The sequence below is a fragment of the Mameliella sp. MMSF_3455 genome, from assembly GCF_030733205.1.
Lineage (GTDB): Bacteria > Pseudomonadota > Alphaproteobacteria > Rhodobacterales > Rhodobacteraceae > Antarctobacter.
In genome coordinates this window covers 1-15,688 of the sequence record NZ_JASHJL010000026.1, presented here as the reverse complement: position 1 = coordinate 15,688, position 15,688 = coordinate 1, and the positions used below count along the sequence as shown (strand labels likewise).

Below are 15,688 nucleotides of genomic sequence, written 5' to 3'. Positions count from 1 at the left end.
CAAGTCCGCATAAGGTTGCGCACAAATGGCGGCGGCAGGTTTCTCCAGGGGAAAAGGAGAGGTTAGAATCCCACCGAAAGCGCGGTTTGGGCCGGTTCCGTGCGGGCCACGACGCGGCCGTTCGAGATGACAGCGAGGCGCGCGGGGCGCAGGCGCAATGCCTCGATCGGGTCAGGCGCGTCCAGAACCACGAGGCTGGCGCGTTTTCCGGGCGTGAGGCCGAGGTCCAGACCCATGATCGTCGCCGGGTCTTCCGTCACCATTTGGAAAGCGGTGCGCATCTGTTCGGGTGCCGTCATCAGGGCTATGTGAAGCCCCATGTGGGCTACGTCCAGCATGTCGCCCGAGCCCAGCGGATACCAGGGGTCGCGCACGCAGTCCTGGCCAAAGGCCACCGTGACACCCGCAGCGCGCAGTTCCGGCACACGGGTCAATCCTCGCCGTTTCGGGTAGGTATCCATTCGTCCCTGCAGGGTGATGTTGATCAGGGGATTGGGGATGGCCGCCACCTGCGCCTCGGCGATCAGTGGCAGGAGTTTCGCGACGTAGTAATTGTCCATCGAATGCATCGAGGTCAGGTGAGAGCCCGCCACGCGGCCCTGCAGACCGCAGCGGATCGTCTCGGCGGCCAGGGTCTCGATGTGACGGCTGAGGGGATCGTCGCTTTCGTCGCAGTGCAGGTCCACGCGCAGGCCCCGCTCCGCCGCCAGTTCACAGGCCGCCCGGACCGCTGCCGCGCCATCCGCCATCGTTCGTTCGAAATGCGGGATGCCGCCGACCACGTCGACACCTGCATCCAGCGCGCGGATCACCTGCTGTTCGGCGCCCTGCGCCCTGTACCAGCCGTCCTGCGGGAAGGCGACAAGCTGGAGGTCAAGCACCTCCCGGACCGCCTCGCGCACTTCCAGCAGCGCCTCGACCGTGCGGAAATTCGGATCGGTCACGTCGACATGGCTGCGGATCGCCAAAACGCCCTTGCCCACCGCTTGGCGGCAATAGTTTAGCGCGCGTGCGATGATATCCTCGCGCCTTTGCTGCTGTTTCAACTCTCCCCAGAGCGCGATGCCTTCGAGCAGGGTACCCGAGGCATTGACCCGCGGTCGCCCGTAGCTGAGCGTCGCGTCCATGTGAAAGTGACAGTCGATGAAAGGTTGCGAGACCAGCTTGCCGCCGGCGTCGATGACCTCGCCCGCCTCTGCGGTGATGCCCGGCTCCACCGCCGTGATGAGGCCGTCCGAAATGGCGATATCGGCCTGGGTCCCATCGGCGAGCAGCCCGCCCTTCACCAGGATGTCGATGTTCATGTGCCCTGTCCCCTGTTCATGTACCGGGTTCATATCCCGGCCATCACATGCGCCGCGCCGGGCGCCCAGTTCAACCAGAACCGCTGGCCCGGTTCCGGGGAAAGGTCGTCAAGCTGGTCCTCGGTGACCTGCGCCTTGAGTTCCACGCCCTCCGGACCTTCGAAATAGCAGATGATCCCGGTGCCTGCGAATTCTTCCGACAGGAATTCCGCCGCCAGCGCGCCCTCTCCCGGATCGCTGGCGCTGACCTGCATCCGGTCTGCGGCCACGACCAGTTCATGACCCGGCTTGTCGCCGGGGAGAATGTTGTTGCGACCGACGAATTCCGCGACAAAGCGGTTTCTTGGTGCGCGGAAGATCTCTTGCGGTCTTCCGATCTGGGCAATCTCTCCGTGCCCCATGATGACCACGCGATCCGCCATTGCGAATGCCTCGGACTGGGAATGCGTCACATATACGAAGGTGATGCCCAGTTCCTTTTGCAACCGGGTCAGAACGCCCTGCATGCGGATCACCAAATGCGCGTCGAGCGCCGAGAGCGGCTCATCCAGCAGCAGCATCCGGGGTTCCGTCACCAGCGACCGCGCCAGGGCCACGCGCTGGCGCTGGCCGCCGGAAAGCTGGTCGATGCGGCGCGTCTCGAACCCCTTGAGCCCGAGACGTTCGAGCCAGAGCATCGCCCGCCCGTGCCTGTCGGCCTTGGGCACGCCGCGCATCCTTAGCCCGAATTCGACGTTTTCCTTGACGTTCAGAAAGGGAAACAGCGCGAGAGACTGCCAGACCAGCGGGGTATCGCGATCATGGGCAGAGACCTCGTTCATGACCCGGCCGTCGATGGTGATCTCACCCGCTGTCGGCTCTTCCAGCCCGGCCAGCATCCGCAGCGTCGTCGTCTTGCCGCAGCCCGAGGGCCCCATGATGGCGACGAATTCACCCCGCCCGATGTCGAGGTCGAGGTGCTTGACCGCCTCGAAGGTGCCATAGGTCTTGCGGACGCCCGAGAAGCGGACAAGCGGATCCGAGTCAGTCATGCATTGGTCTTTCGCAGGATCAGGAGCTGGGCGATGATCACCAGCGCCATCGAGGTCAGGAAGACGACCGTGCCGATGGCGTTGATCTGGGGATCGACGTTGCCCTGAAGGATTTCGAGGATCATCACCGGCACCGTCTTGTTCAGGCCCGAGACGAACCAGGCCACGATGAATTCGTCAAAGCTGACGGCGGCGGTCAGACAATAGGCCGAGATCAGCGCCGGCAAGCAGAAGGGAATGACCACGGCCCGCATGGCCCGCCACTGCGAGGCCCCAAGGTTCCAGGCGGCCGCCTCCAGCGCGGGGTCCATCTGGCTGAGCCTGAGCCGGCAAATCGCCATCGCAAAGGGCGCGCCCATGACCGTATGGGCCACGATGATGCCGGGCAACGTGCCGGAGATCCCCAACCGTCCCAGCCAGGCCAGCATCGCCAGTCCCATGATGACCAGCGGGATGGTCGGCGGCAGCAGGGCCAGTGCCAGGTAGGCGGGTTTGAACCGGAACCCGTAGCGGAAATCCGTGTAGGCGGTGACAAAGCCCAGCGTGGTGGACAGCGCGGCGGCGCAGACGGCCACGATCAGCGAGTTGCCGAAGGCGGTCCAGACCTCGGGCCGGGAAAAGGCGGTTTCGTACCAATGGGTCGTGACCTCGCCCAACGGAACAGTGGGAAAGCGATCGGAGTTAAGCGAAAAGACCATGCTGGTCAGGATCGGCAGGAAGACGAAGGTAAAAAGTGCCACGAGGTAAAGGCGAAAGGCGATGTCCGAGGGCCGCATCATTTCCTCCGACCGTAGGCCGCGCCGACGGCAGCAAAGGCCGCAACGAACAGCGTCGCGATCATCATGATGGCAACGACGGCGGCGCGTGGCCACTGCTGGCCGGACTTGGTGGTGTCGATGATCAGGATCGAGAGTGTCGGTGGCTTTGACCCCCCAAGGTAAAACGGACTGACGAAATCGCCAAAGGACAGGATGAAGGCAAAGGTGGCGCCCAGGATCAGGCCAATCCGCGCCGCGGGCAGGATCACCTGGAACAAGGTTTCTCGCGGCGAGGCGCCCAGGTTCCAGGCGGCTTCGATCAGGTTGCGGTCGATGGCGGCGAGGCTGAAGGTCTGCAGGATGACGACCAGCGGCAGGACAAGGGTCATGTAGCCCACCATCGCGCCAAAGCCGGAGTTCAGCATGGTGAAGGGCCCCAGCCCGCCAAAGCCCAGAACGGCGTTGATCGGCCCGCTTTCGGCCAGCAGCACCTGCCAAGCGTAGACCCGCACAAGGTAGGAGGTAAAGAAAGGCACGATGAGGAAGAAGATCGCCCAGCGGCGGGTGGTTTCCGACACGCGAAAGGCCAGCGCATAGGAGGCCGGGAAGGCGATCAGGCTGGCCAGCACACCGGCCAGCGTCGCGCGCCAGAGCGTGACCCAATAGGCGTTCCAGAAATAGTCGCGCCCCAGCATTCGGTCCCAGTTCTTGAGAACGAAGTCCGGCTCCATCCGGTAGTTGCGCACCAGCCAGAAGGACATGGCAACCATCAGGATCAGCGGCCCGACAAAGAACAGCCCCTGCCAGATCAGCAGCGGCAGGCGCCAGACATAGGGATAGGCTTCAAAGCGTTTGGACATGATCGGGGAACCGGAGGGAAAGAGGCCCCGGCACAGGGCCGGGGCGCGTTGCCTGCGCTCAGGCGGTCTTGTACTCGGACCAGAAATCGTTCCAGTCCTCGAGGTCCTGCTGCCGCGGGATGTCGCGGAAGAAGAGCCGGCCCTCGGACAGCAGCTTGATCGGCGACTGGTCGTCCCCTTCGATCAGGCCCGAGCGTTTGGCCTCGGCCGGATCTGCCTCCTGGATGGCCTTCCAGCCGGATTTCAGCGGCGAAAGACCCGGGTAAGCGGCCATCTTGATCGACTTCACCTGTCCCTCGGGGCTCAGCATGTAGTTGATGAACTTGTTGATGATCTCATGCTTGGTCGTGCCCTTGCCGATGGAATAGCTCTCGGTCCACTGGATGCCGCCCTCTTCGGGGATCACGCTCGCCACTGGAGCACCGTCCTTTTGCAGAACACCGGTGATCCAGTCGCCGATGCCCGCCATCGCCAGCATCTCGCCGTTCTTGAGGCTGGCAAAGGTGCCGCCGTAATCGAAGTAGCCGCCGACCTGCGGTTTCAGGCTCAGCGTCTTTTCCATGACCGCCTCCCAGGCGTCCTCGGAAATGTCGAAGGGCGACGGGTCGCGGTTGCCGTTCAACAGCGAGATCTGGCCGAGCGACGGCAAGTGCCAGTCGAAATGGCCCAGCTTGCCGGTGATCTTGGGATTCCAGAAGGCGTTGTAGCTCATCGCCTCTTCGCGGGTCATCACGTCCGAGTTGTAGGACACTCCCAGCAGGCCGAACCGCACCATCACCGACCAAAGCTGGTCGTCGGTCCAGTGGCCGGGGAACTTCTGGTATTCTGGCCAGAAGTCGTCGAAAGGGTATAGGCTGGGGTCCATTTCCTCGATGTAGCCGGCCATGTTCAACTGTTGCACGAACTCGGCATCCGACAGGATCAGGTCATATGTACCCGGAGGAGACTGGGCGATCAGGCCCAGCATGTTGTCGCCTCCTGCATAGTATTTCGGCACGAACTTGACGTTGTTGGCGGCCTCGAACTCGGCCACGATGTCCGGCTCGGCATGGCCGTACCAGGCCAGCATGTTGATCTGCACCGGGTCCGCGGCCCAGGCGCGGTTGATCATCGGCGTCGTCAGCGCGGCACCCGCTGCCCCGGCAAGGAGGCGCCGCCGCGAAAGGGTAAAGGTCGATCTGGTCATGGAACCTCCGTGTCGGTCTGGTCTGTTGTCCGCCGCCCGATCCGCGGAGTTGCGGCCAAAGCGATCTGGTGCACAGCCTATGAGCAGATTGGACCAACTGGGAAATTTCCAGTTGGTATGGTCGCATTAGGATGGCTTATGTTTTGGCCGCTGACCGCGATCCCTGGATATGTTCCAGCAGGTGCTGCGCCAGCCCGTGGCCGGCCCCGCTCAGCGTCGCATGCTTGTAGAACAGACCGATGCGCAGGGGCGCCAACTGGGGAAAACCCTCGTCCGGGCGGCCGACCCGCATCCCCGGCAGCAATGTCGCGGGGGTCAGTGCCGTGGCCCCCAGCCCGGCGCGCACCGCCGTCTGCAAACCGGCCACGTCCCGGGACAGCAGCACGGTCCGCCAGCTGCGCCCGGCAAGACGCAATGCGTTGCGCATCCGGCTGGCATATTCACAAGGCTCCGGGTGACAGAGGATCGGCAAGGGCGCCCTGGGGTCCAGGTGGAAACTGTCCTTGACCGCCCAAAAGGGTTCGACCAGCGCGCTTTCGACGAGGTAGCGCACATCGCCCTCGGGCACCACGGCCACGGTGATATCCAACGTATCGGCGGCAAGTGCCGTGCGCAGTCCGCTGGACAACAGGCTTTCGATCTCGATGTTGACCTCGGAATGTGTCACCGCAAAATCCGCAATCGCCTCCAACAGAAAGCTATGAGCGAAGTCCGTCGGCACGCCGACACGGATGCGCCCCGACAGCGCCCGATCGCCGAAATGCGCCACGATATCGTCGTTCAGCCGCAGCATCTGGCGCGCATAGGGTCCCAGCGCCACGCCCGCATCCGTCAGCGCAAACTGCCGTCCGGCGGTACGGATCAACTTGGTCTGCAAAAGCTCCTCCAGCCGCCGGATCTGCAGGCTGATGGCGGGTTGAGTTCGCCCCAGCGCCTGCGCAGCCCGGGTAAAGCCGCCAAGGTCGACGACGGTGACGAAACTGCGAAGAAGGTCGGTCGGGATGTTGGTGGCCATGCGCACATAGGCCAACCTTATGCAGACATTAGGACTATAAATTTTTCATATGCCGGGCGGTTTCATAGCTTCTGTCTGAAATACGGGAGATGATGGCATGACCTGCCCAGATTTTGGACAGTTGCTAACCGGACCGGGCCCCATCGTGACCCCCGTCATCCACGTCCTAGACCGTGACCAGGCGCTGGCGAACATCGACATTGCACTGAACGCGGGCTGTCCCGGGGTCTTTCTGATCAACCATGATTTCCCGATGGCGCCCTTCCTGCCAATCCTCAGGCAGATCAGGGCCGCGCGCCCCCGGGCCTGGCTGGGCGTCAACTTCCTGGACCAACCCGGCGACCTGGCATTTCCAGTGCTGGCGGAACTCGCGCGCGAGGGTGTCGAGTTTCAGGCCTACTGGGCAGACGATGCGCGGATCGACGAAACCGCGCAGGATCAGGCAGAGGCCGCGCGCATCGCCCGCATCCGCGCCAACAGTGGCTGGCAAGGGCTGTATTTCGGCGGCGTCGCCTTCAAGAAACAGCGCCCGGTGCCACCGGAGATGCATGCCACCGCCGCCCGGATCGCCGCCCGCTACATGGACGTGGTGACCACCTCCGGCATCGCCACCGGGCAAGAGGCCGACCTGTCCAAGATCCAGACCTTCCGCAGCGCGCTGGGAACTGCCCCCTTGGCGCTGGCCTCCGGCATCACGCCGGACAACGCCCCTCGCTACCGCGCTGCGGTGAACTGCTTCCTTGTCGCCACCGGCATCAACCTGCCGGGCGATTTCTACAACATCGACCCGGCGCGCCTCGCGGCGCTGCTCTCTGTAACCCGCATCCACGGAGCAAGCTCATGACCCATTCCGAAGGCCCCCGCGACGACCGATGGTATCTCTCGCTGATGTCCCCCAACACCAAGGGGCCACAGTTTGCCTGGCTTGACCCGACCTCGATCTACATCAACTCCACGGCCTTCGGGGATCTTCTGGACGATCTCTGCGCCGACCTGGATCCGGGGCAGATCGACGTGGTGGCAGGGCTGGACGCGATGGGCTTTGTGCTGGGCGCGGCGCTGGCGGCGCGGCTGGGGCGCGGCTTTCTTCCGATCCGAAAGGCGGGCAAGCTCTGCGTCGAAACCGACAGCGTCAGCTACGTCAACTATTCGGGCCGCACCCAGAACATGGAGATGCGCACCCCCGCCTTCGCACGCGGTACGCGGGTCCTGCTGGTCGATCAGTGGATCGAAACCGGAGGCACGATGGACGGCGCGATCCGCCTGGTCGAACGGCAACAGGGCGTGATCGCCGGCCTTGTCGCCATTGCCGTCGAAGAAAACGACAGGACCGCCGGCTTCCGCGAGATCTACAGCGTGACCAGCGCGGTGCTGCCCGGCACCTCTTGGCAGGCGGACTGCAATGCGCAATCGCTGGGCAGTTTCGCCCGCTACGCCCCGCCACGCACCTTTCCCACCGCCGGGCGCAGCCCTGCCCCTTGATCCGCCGCCCGGGCCGCACGCAGGCTGCACGCAAAAAGGACCCGACATGTTGTTGCACCCCCTGCCCTGGCCCGATGGCAAGCGCCTTGCCGCAGCGATCACCTTTGACATCGACGCAGACAGCCTGATCCGCAACGCCCGCCCCGACGACGGGCACCTGCGGCTGGCGCCGGTCAGCATGGGTCGCTACGGGCCGACCGTTGCCGTGCCCCGCATCCTGGACACCTACCGGCGACTGGGTCTGCGGCAGACCTTCTTCATCCCGGCATGGGTGATGGAAACATACCCCGCTACGGTCGAAATGATCCTGAAGGACGGCCACGAGATCGGGCATCACTCCTGGCGGCACGAAGACCCGATGGGGCATTCCGACGCGCGCGAGGCCGAATTGTTCGGGCGCGCGATGGAGGTCCACCAGCGTCTGACGGGGATGAAACCGCGCGGCTATCGCGCCCCGGTCTACAACGCGACGCCCGGTGTGATCGCCCGGCTGATCGCCGAGGGGTTTCTCTACGACAGTTCGCTCATGGCGGACGAGATGCCCTACCTGCTGCGCGCGCCTGCGGGTGAGTTGATCGAATTGCCGCCGCACTGGGGCAACGATGACTGGCCGCCCTTTGCCCATTTCGAGGAGATCGGATACCTGATGCCGGTGCGTGCGCCCACGGACGGCATCCGCGCCTTTGTCGAGGAATACGAGGCCGCGCGCGAGGTTGGCGGGTTCTGGATGCCGGTTCTGCACCCGTTCCTGACCGGACGGCTGGCCCGCTGGCAGGTCCTGGAACGCTGGCTGGAAGAGGTGCTGACACAGAGCGAGGCCTGGTTCGCCCCGCTTGAAGAGATCGCGCGTCACGCCGCCCTTCACCGGTCCGACCTCCGGGTTGACGAGGTGCCCGGCCCGGCTGGTGACTAGCGGCTCACCAGCCTGCGCAGTTCCGTGTAGTCGACCTTGGACCGGTGCCGCCGGTCCAGCGGGATGGCCGCAACCCGACGCGCATCGGCCAGACCCAGCGCGCGGGCCTTGGCGGCGCAATCCACGGGGTCCGCCGTACCCTCGTAGACCAGCAGCGGCCCGCCATCGCCGGAAAGCAGGGCGGCGCGGGAAACGCCCGGCCAGCTTTCGGCGGCCAGTTCGACCGCAAAGGGATAGAGCGGCCCGTCGCGCCCCTGTGCAACCGCATCGCTCCGCCCCAGAAGCCAGAGCCGCCCCTGCCCGTCCAGCCGCCCGGCATCGCCGGTCCGGTGCCAGACCGTCGCGCCCTCGCGGATCTTGGTGCCGGTTTCCTGCGACGGATCTAGGTAGTGCCCGTTGACATGCGCGCCGGCCACCTGGATCTCATCCGCCACGATGCGCACCTGCGTCCCCGGGACCGGCGCCCCGGTCAGCAGCCCGGCGCCCTCGGCCATCGCGGCGCGATCCTCTGCGCCGACATCGGTCCAGTCCAGTTCGGCAATCGGCTCTGCCTCTGTCGAGCCGTAGACAGAAACCACCCGCAGCCCCGGAGCAGAGTTCTGCAAACGGTCCACAAGCGCAGGTTTGACCGGACCGCCGCCGGTAAAGACGCTGTGCAGCGCCTGGGGGAACTCCGCCCCCGCCAATGTCTCGCACAGCGCGGGCGGCAGCAGGGCCCGGGTGGCTCCCGTCTGCCGGATCCAGCCCGACAGTGCCTTGGGGGTGACCTTTTCGGGACGGGTCAGTTTCCAGTCGGGCAGCACAGTTGGGCGCCCCTCGGCCAGGTTGACCAGCGCAAAGACGGGAAAGGCGACAAGATCGGTTTCCGCGTGATCGGTGGCCAGCACCTGACGCACCGCCTGAAACTGCGCAGTCAGGAAGCCGTGACTGCGCGGGATCGCCTTGGGCGCGCCGGTAGACCCGGAGGTAAAGGATATCAGGGCTGGGTCTTCCGGGGTGAGGTCCACCGCCGGCATCTGCCCCCGGTCCGAGCGCGCGGGCGCCAGCCGCGGACAACCCCAAAGCGCAGGCAGCAGGCCGATCAGCCGATAGAGACCGCTGGCCAGAAGGACTTTCGGCCCTGTCACCGCCACGGCATGGCGCAGCCCCCGAAGGCCCATCGCCGGTTCCGGAAAGACGGCCACCGCCCCTAGCCGCCAGCACCCGGCCAAAGCGACATATAAATCGACGCCGACGGGCATGGCGATCAGCACCCGGTCGCCCTTGCCAAGACCGCGCGCGGCGCAGGTGGCGGCGAAACCGCTGGCGCGGCGCTCCAGTTTGGCAAAGCTGACGCGCTCTGTCGGAGTGATCAGCGCGGTGCGGTCGCCCTGTTCCGCCGCGACCCGGGAAAAGCGCCGCGCGAGGTCAGTCATCCAGAATACGGCCCATCAGCGCGTAGCGGCGAAAGACCTCTCCGCCGTGACGGCGGCTGCGATCGGCCGAGGCGTTGTCCTCGTGTATCAGCGCATGGATCACCTGCGCATAGCCCAGTTCGCGCGCCCGGACGTGAAAGGCATGCGCAAGGTGATGGCCCAGCCCGGGTCGCAGGCTGGCATAGGTCTTCAGGATCACCGTGTCGGGATTGGCCCCATGTCCATAGTTCGGAATCCCGAACAGATAGCCTACTAGCGCCCCGGTATCCTCGTCACGGGCGGTAAAGATCAGCTCGGGCTTCAGCAGCGGCACAAAGGGCGTATAGAGCGCCAGGAAGGCCTCCAGTCCGATCGGTTGATAAAAGGCGTTGCCGGCAAAGGCGCGGGTCGACAGCCCATGAACCTCGGCGAAATGTGCCTCGGCCGCGCTGCCGTCCCAATTCGCAATCTTGATGCCGGGAATGGGAACGGGGTCCGGGCCGATGCCCGCCTCCGGCGCCACGCGGGCCGAGACATAGCGCGAGACCGGGCTGAAACCGGCGGCCTCGAAGGCGGCGAGGTCATGCGGACCGCTCTGCGGTTCCATCAGGAAAGGTGGGGTGCCATCGCTTTCGGTCACAAGGCGGTAGCTGTGCCAGGTGTCCCCGCTCATCGGTCCCAGGACGCGGTTTTTGCCCTTGGCCCTGACCTCGTCGCAGATCGACCGCAGCAGCGCGGCGCCAGCCTCGGCACTGTCGCACCTGAACTCGCCGATGGTGGCGGTTGGCGCGCCCTCCCACTCCGGCCCTTCAGGATACAGGTTGGCGCGCGCACCGGCGCCCTCGCACAGTTGTTTCGTCATGCCCCCGCTCCCCCGTTCAGCAGGCAGTTGCCGCCATAAAGACACAGCGCAGGCAGCGCCCCAAGCACGGTGATCCGGAATTCCGCGCCACGTTGGAACAGCCCGGGCCAGACCTGCGGCAAGAGACCCGCCAGCAGGATCAGTGCCGCCGCCTGCACCTCCTGCCCCGCGTGCCAGGCCATGCTGGCGGCGTTCAGGTCCCCAAGCAGGACCCAGAGCAGCCAGAGCGTGACGCAGGCCGCCAATGCCGCGCCCAGACGAATTGGACGCGTCATTTCCGGAAGGCCCTGTGACACCAGCCCGGCGGCAATCGCGGCGCAACCGATGCCGTAAAAGCTGATCCCACTGGCGCCGCAGGGCACGTCGATGGCAAGAAAGGCAAAGCTGACCGCCGCAAGCCCTGTCACCACGTTCAGCGCGCCCCGATCGGTCGCGTCCTCTTTTTGCCGGGCAGAAAGCAGCGCGTGCCCCAACAACACCAGCCCCGGCAGGACCGCGTTCCAGACGTGCACGGCGCAAAGGATCATGAACAATGCCACCGCGTGGATCCGGGCGATCTGCCCCGAGGCTCCGGAGGCAAGGCTGATCCCGTAGGCCAGCGGCATGGCCAAGGCCGCCGCCACCAGCCGCGGCATCCCGCCCGTGTCCGGCCAGCCGTAGAAATTGACAAGAAACAGGTAGACGCCCATCGGCAGGAACAGGTTGTCCAGTCCGGCCCAACTGTCCGCCTCGATCACCGTGGCGAAGACCGCGATGCAGAAAGCGGCAAGGATCAGTTCACCGCGCCCCATGTCGGTCAGAAGCAGCAGGCAGATCATGGCAAGGATCAGCGTGACCAGCAGGAACATGGTGCTGCCCTCGACGCTCTTGCGGCCGTCGGGCGTCAGGTAGAAGGTGCGGCCATAGGCGCTGCCCGCCAGCGCGGCGGCGGCATCGCCAAGCGCAACCACGGAGAGCGGCAGGACATAAAGCACCGGGTGCGCGCCTTGTAGCAGGAACAACAGACCCACCGAGACCACCAGCAGCACGTCGCCCCAGGACTTGCGCGCGACCGAGTGCAGCGCCCGGCCCGGCCCCGCCAGCAGCGGGGTGCGCATGGCCACCATCGCCACCAGGGCCAGCCCCAGAACCAGCCAGACCGGCCAATCGTCCACGAACAGCCAGGGCAATGGAATGGCCAGCCCCGAGGCAAGGACATGCACGATCTTGCGCGCCAGCTCCGGGTGCCAGTCGCCCCGGCGCGCCACGCGCGACAGGACCGACATGATGCCCAGAAGACCCATGATCAGCCCCAGCGCCAGTGCCAATTGCCAAAGGATACTCATCCGACCTCTTCGACCACGAAATCGGAATAGAAAAAGGCCATGTCCTGCGCCTTCAGCCGGGATTCAAGACCGCTCAGCGGCGTGACGCGATTGGCAAGCGCGGGCGGCACGCGGCGCGGTGCCATCATGTTCCAGTAAACCAGGCGCGCCCCGGGCCGCGCCATGTCCAGAAAGGTGCCATAGACTTGCGCGGCCAGCTCGGGCGACATGTATTCAAAGATGTCGGACAGGTAGAACCCCGCAACGCCGTCAAGGTTCAACTCTTCTGCCGTGCCCTGCACCGGCTGGATCCGGTCCAGTCGTGACCGGATGACCTCATAGGCTTCTGCCCGCCAGGGCAAGGGCAGCGCGGTGCCGTGGCAGCGTTTCATGATCCAGTGCAGATAGGGATTCTGCGCCGGGTCCGTGTCCACGCCTGCGTGACGCAGGCGGGAAAAGACATGGTCGGCCACGCTGCCCCGGACATGTTCGAAAAAGGCCGGATCGCGGCCCAGCATCCCCATGGCCGCGCGCGAAAAGAACACGCGCACCAACAGCCGCCAGCGCCAGGTGTTGAACCGCCTGTCGAAAAAGACCTCGCGCGCGGCACGGTCACGGGGCTGGAAAATCGCGTCGATGGTCGCGCGACTGTGCACCAAAGGCAGCAGGTAGCGCGAAAACATGCGGAAATAGCCCTCGAACTTGCCCAAACCGCCCGCGCCATGCGCCTCGACCTGCGGTGTCAGCGCGGTCCAGAAGGTGCGCGTATGGCCCGGCGCATCGGACAAGGCCCGGGCCAGCAACATGGCCCGCCGGGTGCTGTGGCGTGCGCCCATCAGTTCCAGGAACTCTGCGTGGGTCAGGGCCTTGTAGGCGCCCAGGCGCAGGTTCAGGCATTCGATCTGGGCCGGCGAAATATCGACGGCAAAGACCCGCGCCGGATCGTTCAGAAGCAGCGCCAGCGCATTGTCACCCGAGGAACAGACCGCCACCAGATCGCCCCCCGACACCTCGCCCATCGCCTGTGTCAGGACATCGGCGTCCTCCCAGGCCTGGGCATAGCGGATGCCCTCGAACGAGGCGCGCTGGTCGATCCCCCTGTCATCCATCGCGTTTCCTGACCTCTCCGGTGCCGCCATCCACCTCGATCAGGTCACCGGTCCGCAACCATCGGGTTGCGTCACGGATGCCCACGACGCAGGGAATGCCCATCTCGCGCGAGACGATGGCCGAATGCGACAAGAGCGAACCACGTTCCACGACGATCGCCGCCGCGCCAGCGAACAGCGCGATCCATCCCGGGTCCGTGTTCGACGCCACGAGGATCTCTCCCGGTTCCAGCATTTCGCGGCGCGGATCGCGCACGACACGGGCCCGCCCGGTGATCTTGCCCTTGGAACAGCCCGTCCCGGTGCGGCCATCGCCACCCTCGGTTTCCGGGAACGCCGCCGGTGCAGGACGATAGGCGCCCACGGGTCCGCGCAGTTCGATCCGTTCGGGGGGTGCGGGCCGGTTTTCGCTGGCCTCTGCCTCACCCTTGCGCATGGCGGCGAGGGCACGCAGGTCGTCGCCCGGCGCATTGCCCTCGATGGTGCCCATGACCTCGGGCACGGTCAGGAACAGCACGTCGCGCGGTGCGTCCAGCAGACCTCGGGCGTGGAACTCGCGCCCCATCGCCAGGAAACAGCGCCGCGCCAGGGCAAAGATGCGCGTCCGTTCAAACCGCAGGTTCTCGCGGTCGCGCACGCGGGCGGCAGCCCAGCCTGTCAGGGCGCGCGCCACGGCACGGCGCAGCGGCTGGCCCGGGAAAAGCCTGTGCCAGTCAGGGGCGCTGCGGCGGGCCTGCGGTTCATCGGACCGGCGGGCGGCACTGGCAATTGCGGCCAGCAGCGGCGCGGGGGCTTCCGACAGCGGCAGGCTTTCGAGCTTCAACTCCTCGGTGCAGCGATCCCCGAATTCGTCAAGGTAGGCAGCAACGGCGGCATCGAGGTCGGGAAAATCCCTCAGCGCAGGCCGCCCCTGCCCCAGCGCCTCTTGGGCGCCCGGCGTTTCGCGCGCCATGCGGCCCATCGCGGCGATGCGCCGGGCGGGTTCAGCCGAGACAATCCCGCCCTGTCCGATCATGACGTCGTTGTGGAAACTCTCGCCCGCCTCCCCGGCCCATCGTTTCAACAGCGCACGCGAGGCGCCGAACCCCATCATGCAGAGAAAATCGTTGACCAGAGGCGCGTCCCAGCGATCCAGCAACCGGCCTTCGATCCGGCGGTAGAGCGCGGCGAGCTGGGTCAGGTTGGCGCCATCGGTGTCGGCCCCCTCGTCCAGCGCGGATTGCAGCCGCGCCAGGAAATGCCGCCGGGTCCGGCCCAGCCGCATGGCTTCGAATGCCAGACCACCCGCAACGCGCCCCAGCGCCAAGAACGCCGACACCTTTTGCCAACCGCGCGCCGGGTCCGGGGCCAGCCTGTCCGTGAGTTCTGCGGGCAGCGATTCCTCGACGCCCATCATGGTTTCCATGTAACCCCGGTTGAGCGAGAATGCGGGCAAGAGCGCCAGCGCGCGATACCAGTTTCCCAAGTTGTAGTAGACCCGCCCGTCGATGCGGGTCAGCAGGTTGTCGAAGACGGCGGCATTTTCGGCGATCTGCGCCTCGGACAGGCCCAGCAGGCGGACAAAGGCGCGGTAGACGCGGTTGTAGCAATAGGCGGCAAAACTGTAGGTCAGCGGGCTGACGAGGCCGGGATAGCTCTCGACGATGTTGGAATTGTCCAGAACCACCAGCGCCGCGTCCGGCCTGGGCGCGAGGCGCAGATCGGTGGTGATCGGACGGGATTGCAGCAGGTGCAGCCGCGCGCCATCGTAGGCCCATTCGATGTCCTGCGGGGCACCAAACGCCGCCTCGGCCCGGCGGGCAAGCTCGGCGACCTCGGTGGCCTCTTGCGGCGTCAGGACCTCGGGCGGCTCCGGCGCATCGATGACGCCATCGGGTGAGACCGTCCAGCTTTCGCCGTTCACCTCTCCGCCGACCAGCGCGTCGGCCAGTCCTTCTACCGCGGACACAACGCAAAGATCCCGCCGCCCGCTGACCGGGTCGGCGGAAAAGGCAACCCCGGCTGTCCGCGCCGCGATCATGCACTGCACCAGGACCGCCGGAAGGCCGCTATCGTCCACGCCACGGTCGGCCTGGTAGCGCGCGACATGCTCTGCCTCGCCCGAGGCGCGCACCTGCGCCGCCGCCGCCGCGATCCCGCAGGCGGGAACATTCAGAACGGTGTCGAACTGTCCGGCATGGCTGGCCTCGGCCCCGTCCTCGGCTCGCGCCGAGGACCGCACCGCAAAAGGCCCCGGCCCAAGCGCGGCCAACGCGTCTGGCAACGCGCCGGTGACGGTCTCAGCCAAGTCTGTGCCATGATCGGTGAAGGCATCGTCGGCCAGGACAAGGAACCCGGGGACGTCAAAACCCGCCGCTTTCAGACGGGACAAGGCGGCGGCCTTGCCGCCCACCTCTTGCGGGTCCAGCGCCCTGTCCGCCGGGATCACCCCCTTCATGTCCCGCCCCCCAGCGCCAGCGGCAGCCCCGCA

General features: G+C 66.0%; 14 protein-coding genes and 1 pseudogene. 3 read left to right on the top strand and 12 right to left on the bottom strand.

The features are described 5' to 3' along the window. Nucleotides 1–62 precede the first annotated feature (62 nt). The 7 genes and pseudogenes from RBB42_RS17915 to RBB42_RS17890 form a co-directional block, all read right to left on the bottom strand. A complete protein-coding gene (locus tag RBB42_RS17915; RefSeq protein WP_305970827.1) occupies nucleotides 63–1,304 on the bottom strand; it encodes a cytosine deaminase in 1,242 nt (413 codons plus the stop codon). Nucleotides 1,305–1,333: 29 nt separating this feature from the next. Beyond that, nucleotides 1,334–1,558 carry a TOBE domain-containing protein gene (locus RBB42_RS28145; protein WP_371932203.1) on the bottom strand — a complete coding sequence of 75 codons (225 nt, stop codon included), beginning with the start codon at nucleotides 1,556–1,558 and terminating at the stop codon, nucleotides 1,334–1,336. Nucleotides 1,559–1,852: 294 nt separating this feature from the next. Beyond that, nucleotides 1,853–2,335, bottom strand: a pseudogene (locus tag RBB42_RS28140) (ABC transporter ATP-binding protein); the annotation flags it as partial. Further along, a complete protein-coding gene (locus tag RBB42_RS17905) occupies nucleotides 2,332–3,111 on the bottom strand; it encodes an ABC transporter permease (protein WP_306043394.1) in 780 nt (259 codons plus the stop codon). The gene RBB42_RS17905 and the pseudogene RBB42_RS28140, both read right to left, overlap by 4 nt. Continuing rightward, nucleotides 3,111–3,953 carry an ABC transporter permease gene (locus RBB42_RS17900; protein ID WP_305970824.1) on the bottom strand — a complete coding sequence of 281 codons (843 nt, stop codon included), beginning with the start codon at nucleotides 3,951–3,953 and terminating at the stop codon, nucleotides 3,111–3,113. The genes RBB42_RS17905 and RBB42_RS17900 overlap by 1 nt, the downstream gene beginning before the upstream one ends. A 58-nt stretch (nucleotides 3,954–4,011) precedes the next feature. After that, a complete protein-coding gene (locus tag RBB42_RS17895) occupies nucleotides 4,012–5,139 on the bottom strand; it encodes a polyamine ABC transporter substrate-binding protein (RefSeq protein WP_305970823.1) in 1,128 nt (375 codons plus the stop codon). A 136-nt stretch (nucleotides 5,140–5,275) separates the two neighbouring features. Further along, nucleotides 5,276–6,154, bottom strand: a complete 879-nt coding sequence (locus RBB42_RS17890) for a LysR family transcriptional regulator (protein WP_306043395.1) — start codon at nucleotides 6,152–6,154, stop codon at nucleotides 5,276–5,278. 97 nt (nucleotides 6,155–6,251) lie between these two features. Here RBB42_RS17890 and RBB42_RS17885 point away from each other — a divergent pair, with 97 nt between their 5' ends. Genes RBB42_RS17885 through RBB42_RS17875 form a run of 3 tightly spaced genes read left to right on the top strand, consistent with a single transcriptional unit; the run spans nucleotide 6,252 to nucleotide 8,549 of the window. After that, nucleotides 6,252–6,998, top strand: a complete 747-nt coding sequence (locus RBB42_RS17885; protein ID WP_305970822.1) for a BtpA/SgcQ family protein — start codon at nucleotides 6,252–6,254, stop codon at nucleotides 6,996–6,998. Then, nucleotides 6,995–7,636 carry a phosphoribosyltransferase family protein gene (locus tag RBB42_RS17880; protein WP_305970821.1) on the top strand — a complete coding sequence of 214 codons (642 nt, stop codon included), beginning with the start codon at nucleotides 6,995–6,997 and terminating at the stop codon, nucleotides 7,634–7,636. Before RBB42_RS17885 ends, RBB42_RS17880 begins: the two co-directional genes overlap by 4 nt. Nucleotides 7,637–7,682: 46 nt before the next feature. Then, nucleotides 7,683–8,549, top strand: coding sequence for a polysaccharide deacetylase family protein (locus RBB42_RS17875; protein ID WP_305970820.1), 867 nt, complete (start codon nucleotides 7,683–7,685; stop codon nucleotides 8,547–8,549). Here RBB42_RS17875 and RBB42_RS17870 read toward each other — a convergent pair. Genes RBB42_RS17870 through RBB42_RS17850 form a run of 5 tightly spaced genes read right to left on the bottom strand, consistent with a single transcriptional unit; the run spans nucleotide 8,546 to nucleotide 15,655 of the window. After that, a complete protein-coding gene (locus RBB42_RS17870) occupies nucleotides 8,546–9,964 on the bottom strand; it encodes an AMP-binding protein (RefSeq protein WP_306043738.1) in 1,419 nt (472 codons plus the stop codon). The genes RBB42_RS17875 and RBB42_RS17870 overlap by 4 nt on opposite strands. After that, entirely contained in the window at nucleotides 9,957–10,805 is an 849-nt protein-coding gene (locus RBB42_RS17865; RefSeq protein WP_305970818.1) for a hypothetical protein, read from the bottom strand. The genes RBB42_RS17870 and RBB42_RS17865 overlap by 8 nt, the downstream gene beginning before the upstream one ends. Then, nucleotides 10,802–12,130, bottom strand: a complete 1,329-nt coding sequence (locus RBB42_RS17860) for a hypothetical protein (protein ID WP_305970817.1) — start codon at nucleotides 12,128–12,130, stop codon at nucleotides 10,802–10,804. Before RBB42_RS17860 ends, RBB42_RS17865 begins: the two co-directional genes overlap by 4 nt. Continuing rightward, entirely contained in the window at nucleotides 12,127–13,218 is a 1,092-nt protein-coding gene (locus RBB42_RS17855; RefSeq protein WP_305970816.1) for a BtaA family protein, read from the bottom strand. Before RBB42_RS17855 ends, RBB42_RS17860 begins: the two co-directional genes overlap by 4 nt. Continuing rightward, complete coding sequence (locus tag RBB42_RS17850; protein WP_306043396.1) at nucleotides 13,211–15,655, bottom strand: PEP/pyruvate-binding domain-containing protein; 2,445 nt, start codon at nucleotides 15,653–15,655, stop codon at nucleotides 13,211–13,213. The genes RBB42_RS17855 and RBB42_RS17850 overlap by 8 nt, the downstream gene beginning before the upstream one ends. Between the last annotated feature and the right edge of the window lie 33 nt (nucleotides 15,656–15,688).

What these genes read in the sequence shown, in the direction of transcription:
- RBB42_RS17915 (WP_305970827.1), bottom strand. Translation starts at nt 1,304, where the DNA reads ATGAACATCGACATCCTGGTGAAGGGCGGGCTGCTCGCCGATGGGACC.
- RBB42_RS28145 (WP_371932203.1), bottom strand. Translation starts at nt 1,558, where the DNA reads ATGCAGGTCAGCGCCAGCGATCCGGGAGAGGGCGCGCTGGCGGCGGAA.
- RBB42_RS17905 (WP_306043394.1), bottom strand. Translation starts at nt 3,111, where the DNA reads ATGCGGCCCTCGGACATCGCCTTTCGCCTTTACCTCGTGGCACTTTTT.
- RBB42_RS17900 (WP_305970824.1), bottom strand. Translation starts at nt 3,953, where the DNA reads ATGTCCAAACGCTTTGAAGCCTATCCCTATGTCTGGCGCCTGCCGCTG.
- RBB42_RS17895 (WP_305970823.1), bottom strand. Translation starts at nt 5,139, where the DNA reads ATGACCAGATCGACCTTTACCCTTTCGCGGCGGCGCCTCCTTGCCGGG.
- RBB42_RS17890 (WP_306043395.1), bottom strand. Translation starts at nt 6,154, where the DNA reads ATGGCCACCAACATCCCGACCGACCTTCTTCGCAGTTTCGTCACCGTC.
- RBB42_RS17885 (WP_305970822.1), top strand. Translation starts at nt 6,252, where the DNA reads ATGACCTGCCCAGATTTTGGACAGTTGCTAACCGGACCGGGCCCCATC.
- RBB42_RS17880 (WP_305970821.1), top strand. Translation starts at nt 6,995, where the DNA reads ATGACCCATTCCGAAGGCCCCCGCGACGACCGATGGTATCTCTCGCTG.
- RBB42_RS17875 (WP_305970820.1), top strand. Translation starts at nt 7,683, where the DNA reads ATGTTGTTGCACCCCCTGCCCTGGCCCGATGGCAAGCGCCTTGCCGCA.
- RBB42_RS17870 (WP_306043738.1), bottom strand. Translation starts at nt 9,964, where the DNA reads ATGACTGACCTCGCGCGGCGCTTTTCCCGGGTCGCGGCGGAACAGGGC.
- RBB42_RS17865 (WP_305970818.1), bottom strand. Translation starts at nt 10,805, where the DNA reads ATGACGAAACAACTGTGCGAGGGCGCCGGTGCGCGCGCCAACCTGTAT.
- RBB42_RS17860 (WP_305970817.1), bottom strand. Translation starts at nt 12,130, where the DNA reads ATGAGTATCCTTTGGCAATTGGCACTGGCGCTGGGGCTGATCATGGGT.
- RBB42_RS17855 (WP_305970816.1), bottom strand. Translation starts at nt 13,218, where the DNA reads ATGGATGACAGGGGGATCGACCAGCGCGCCTCGTTCGAGGGCATCCGC.
- RBB42_RS17850 (WP_306043396.1), bottom strand. Translation starts at nt 15,655, where the DNA reads ATGAAGGGGGTGATCCCGGCGGACAGGGCGCTGGACCCGCAAGAGGTG.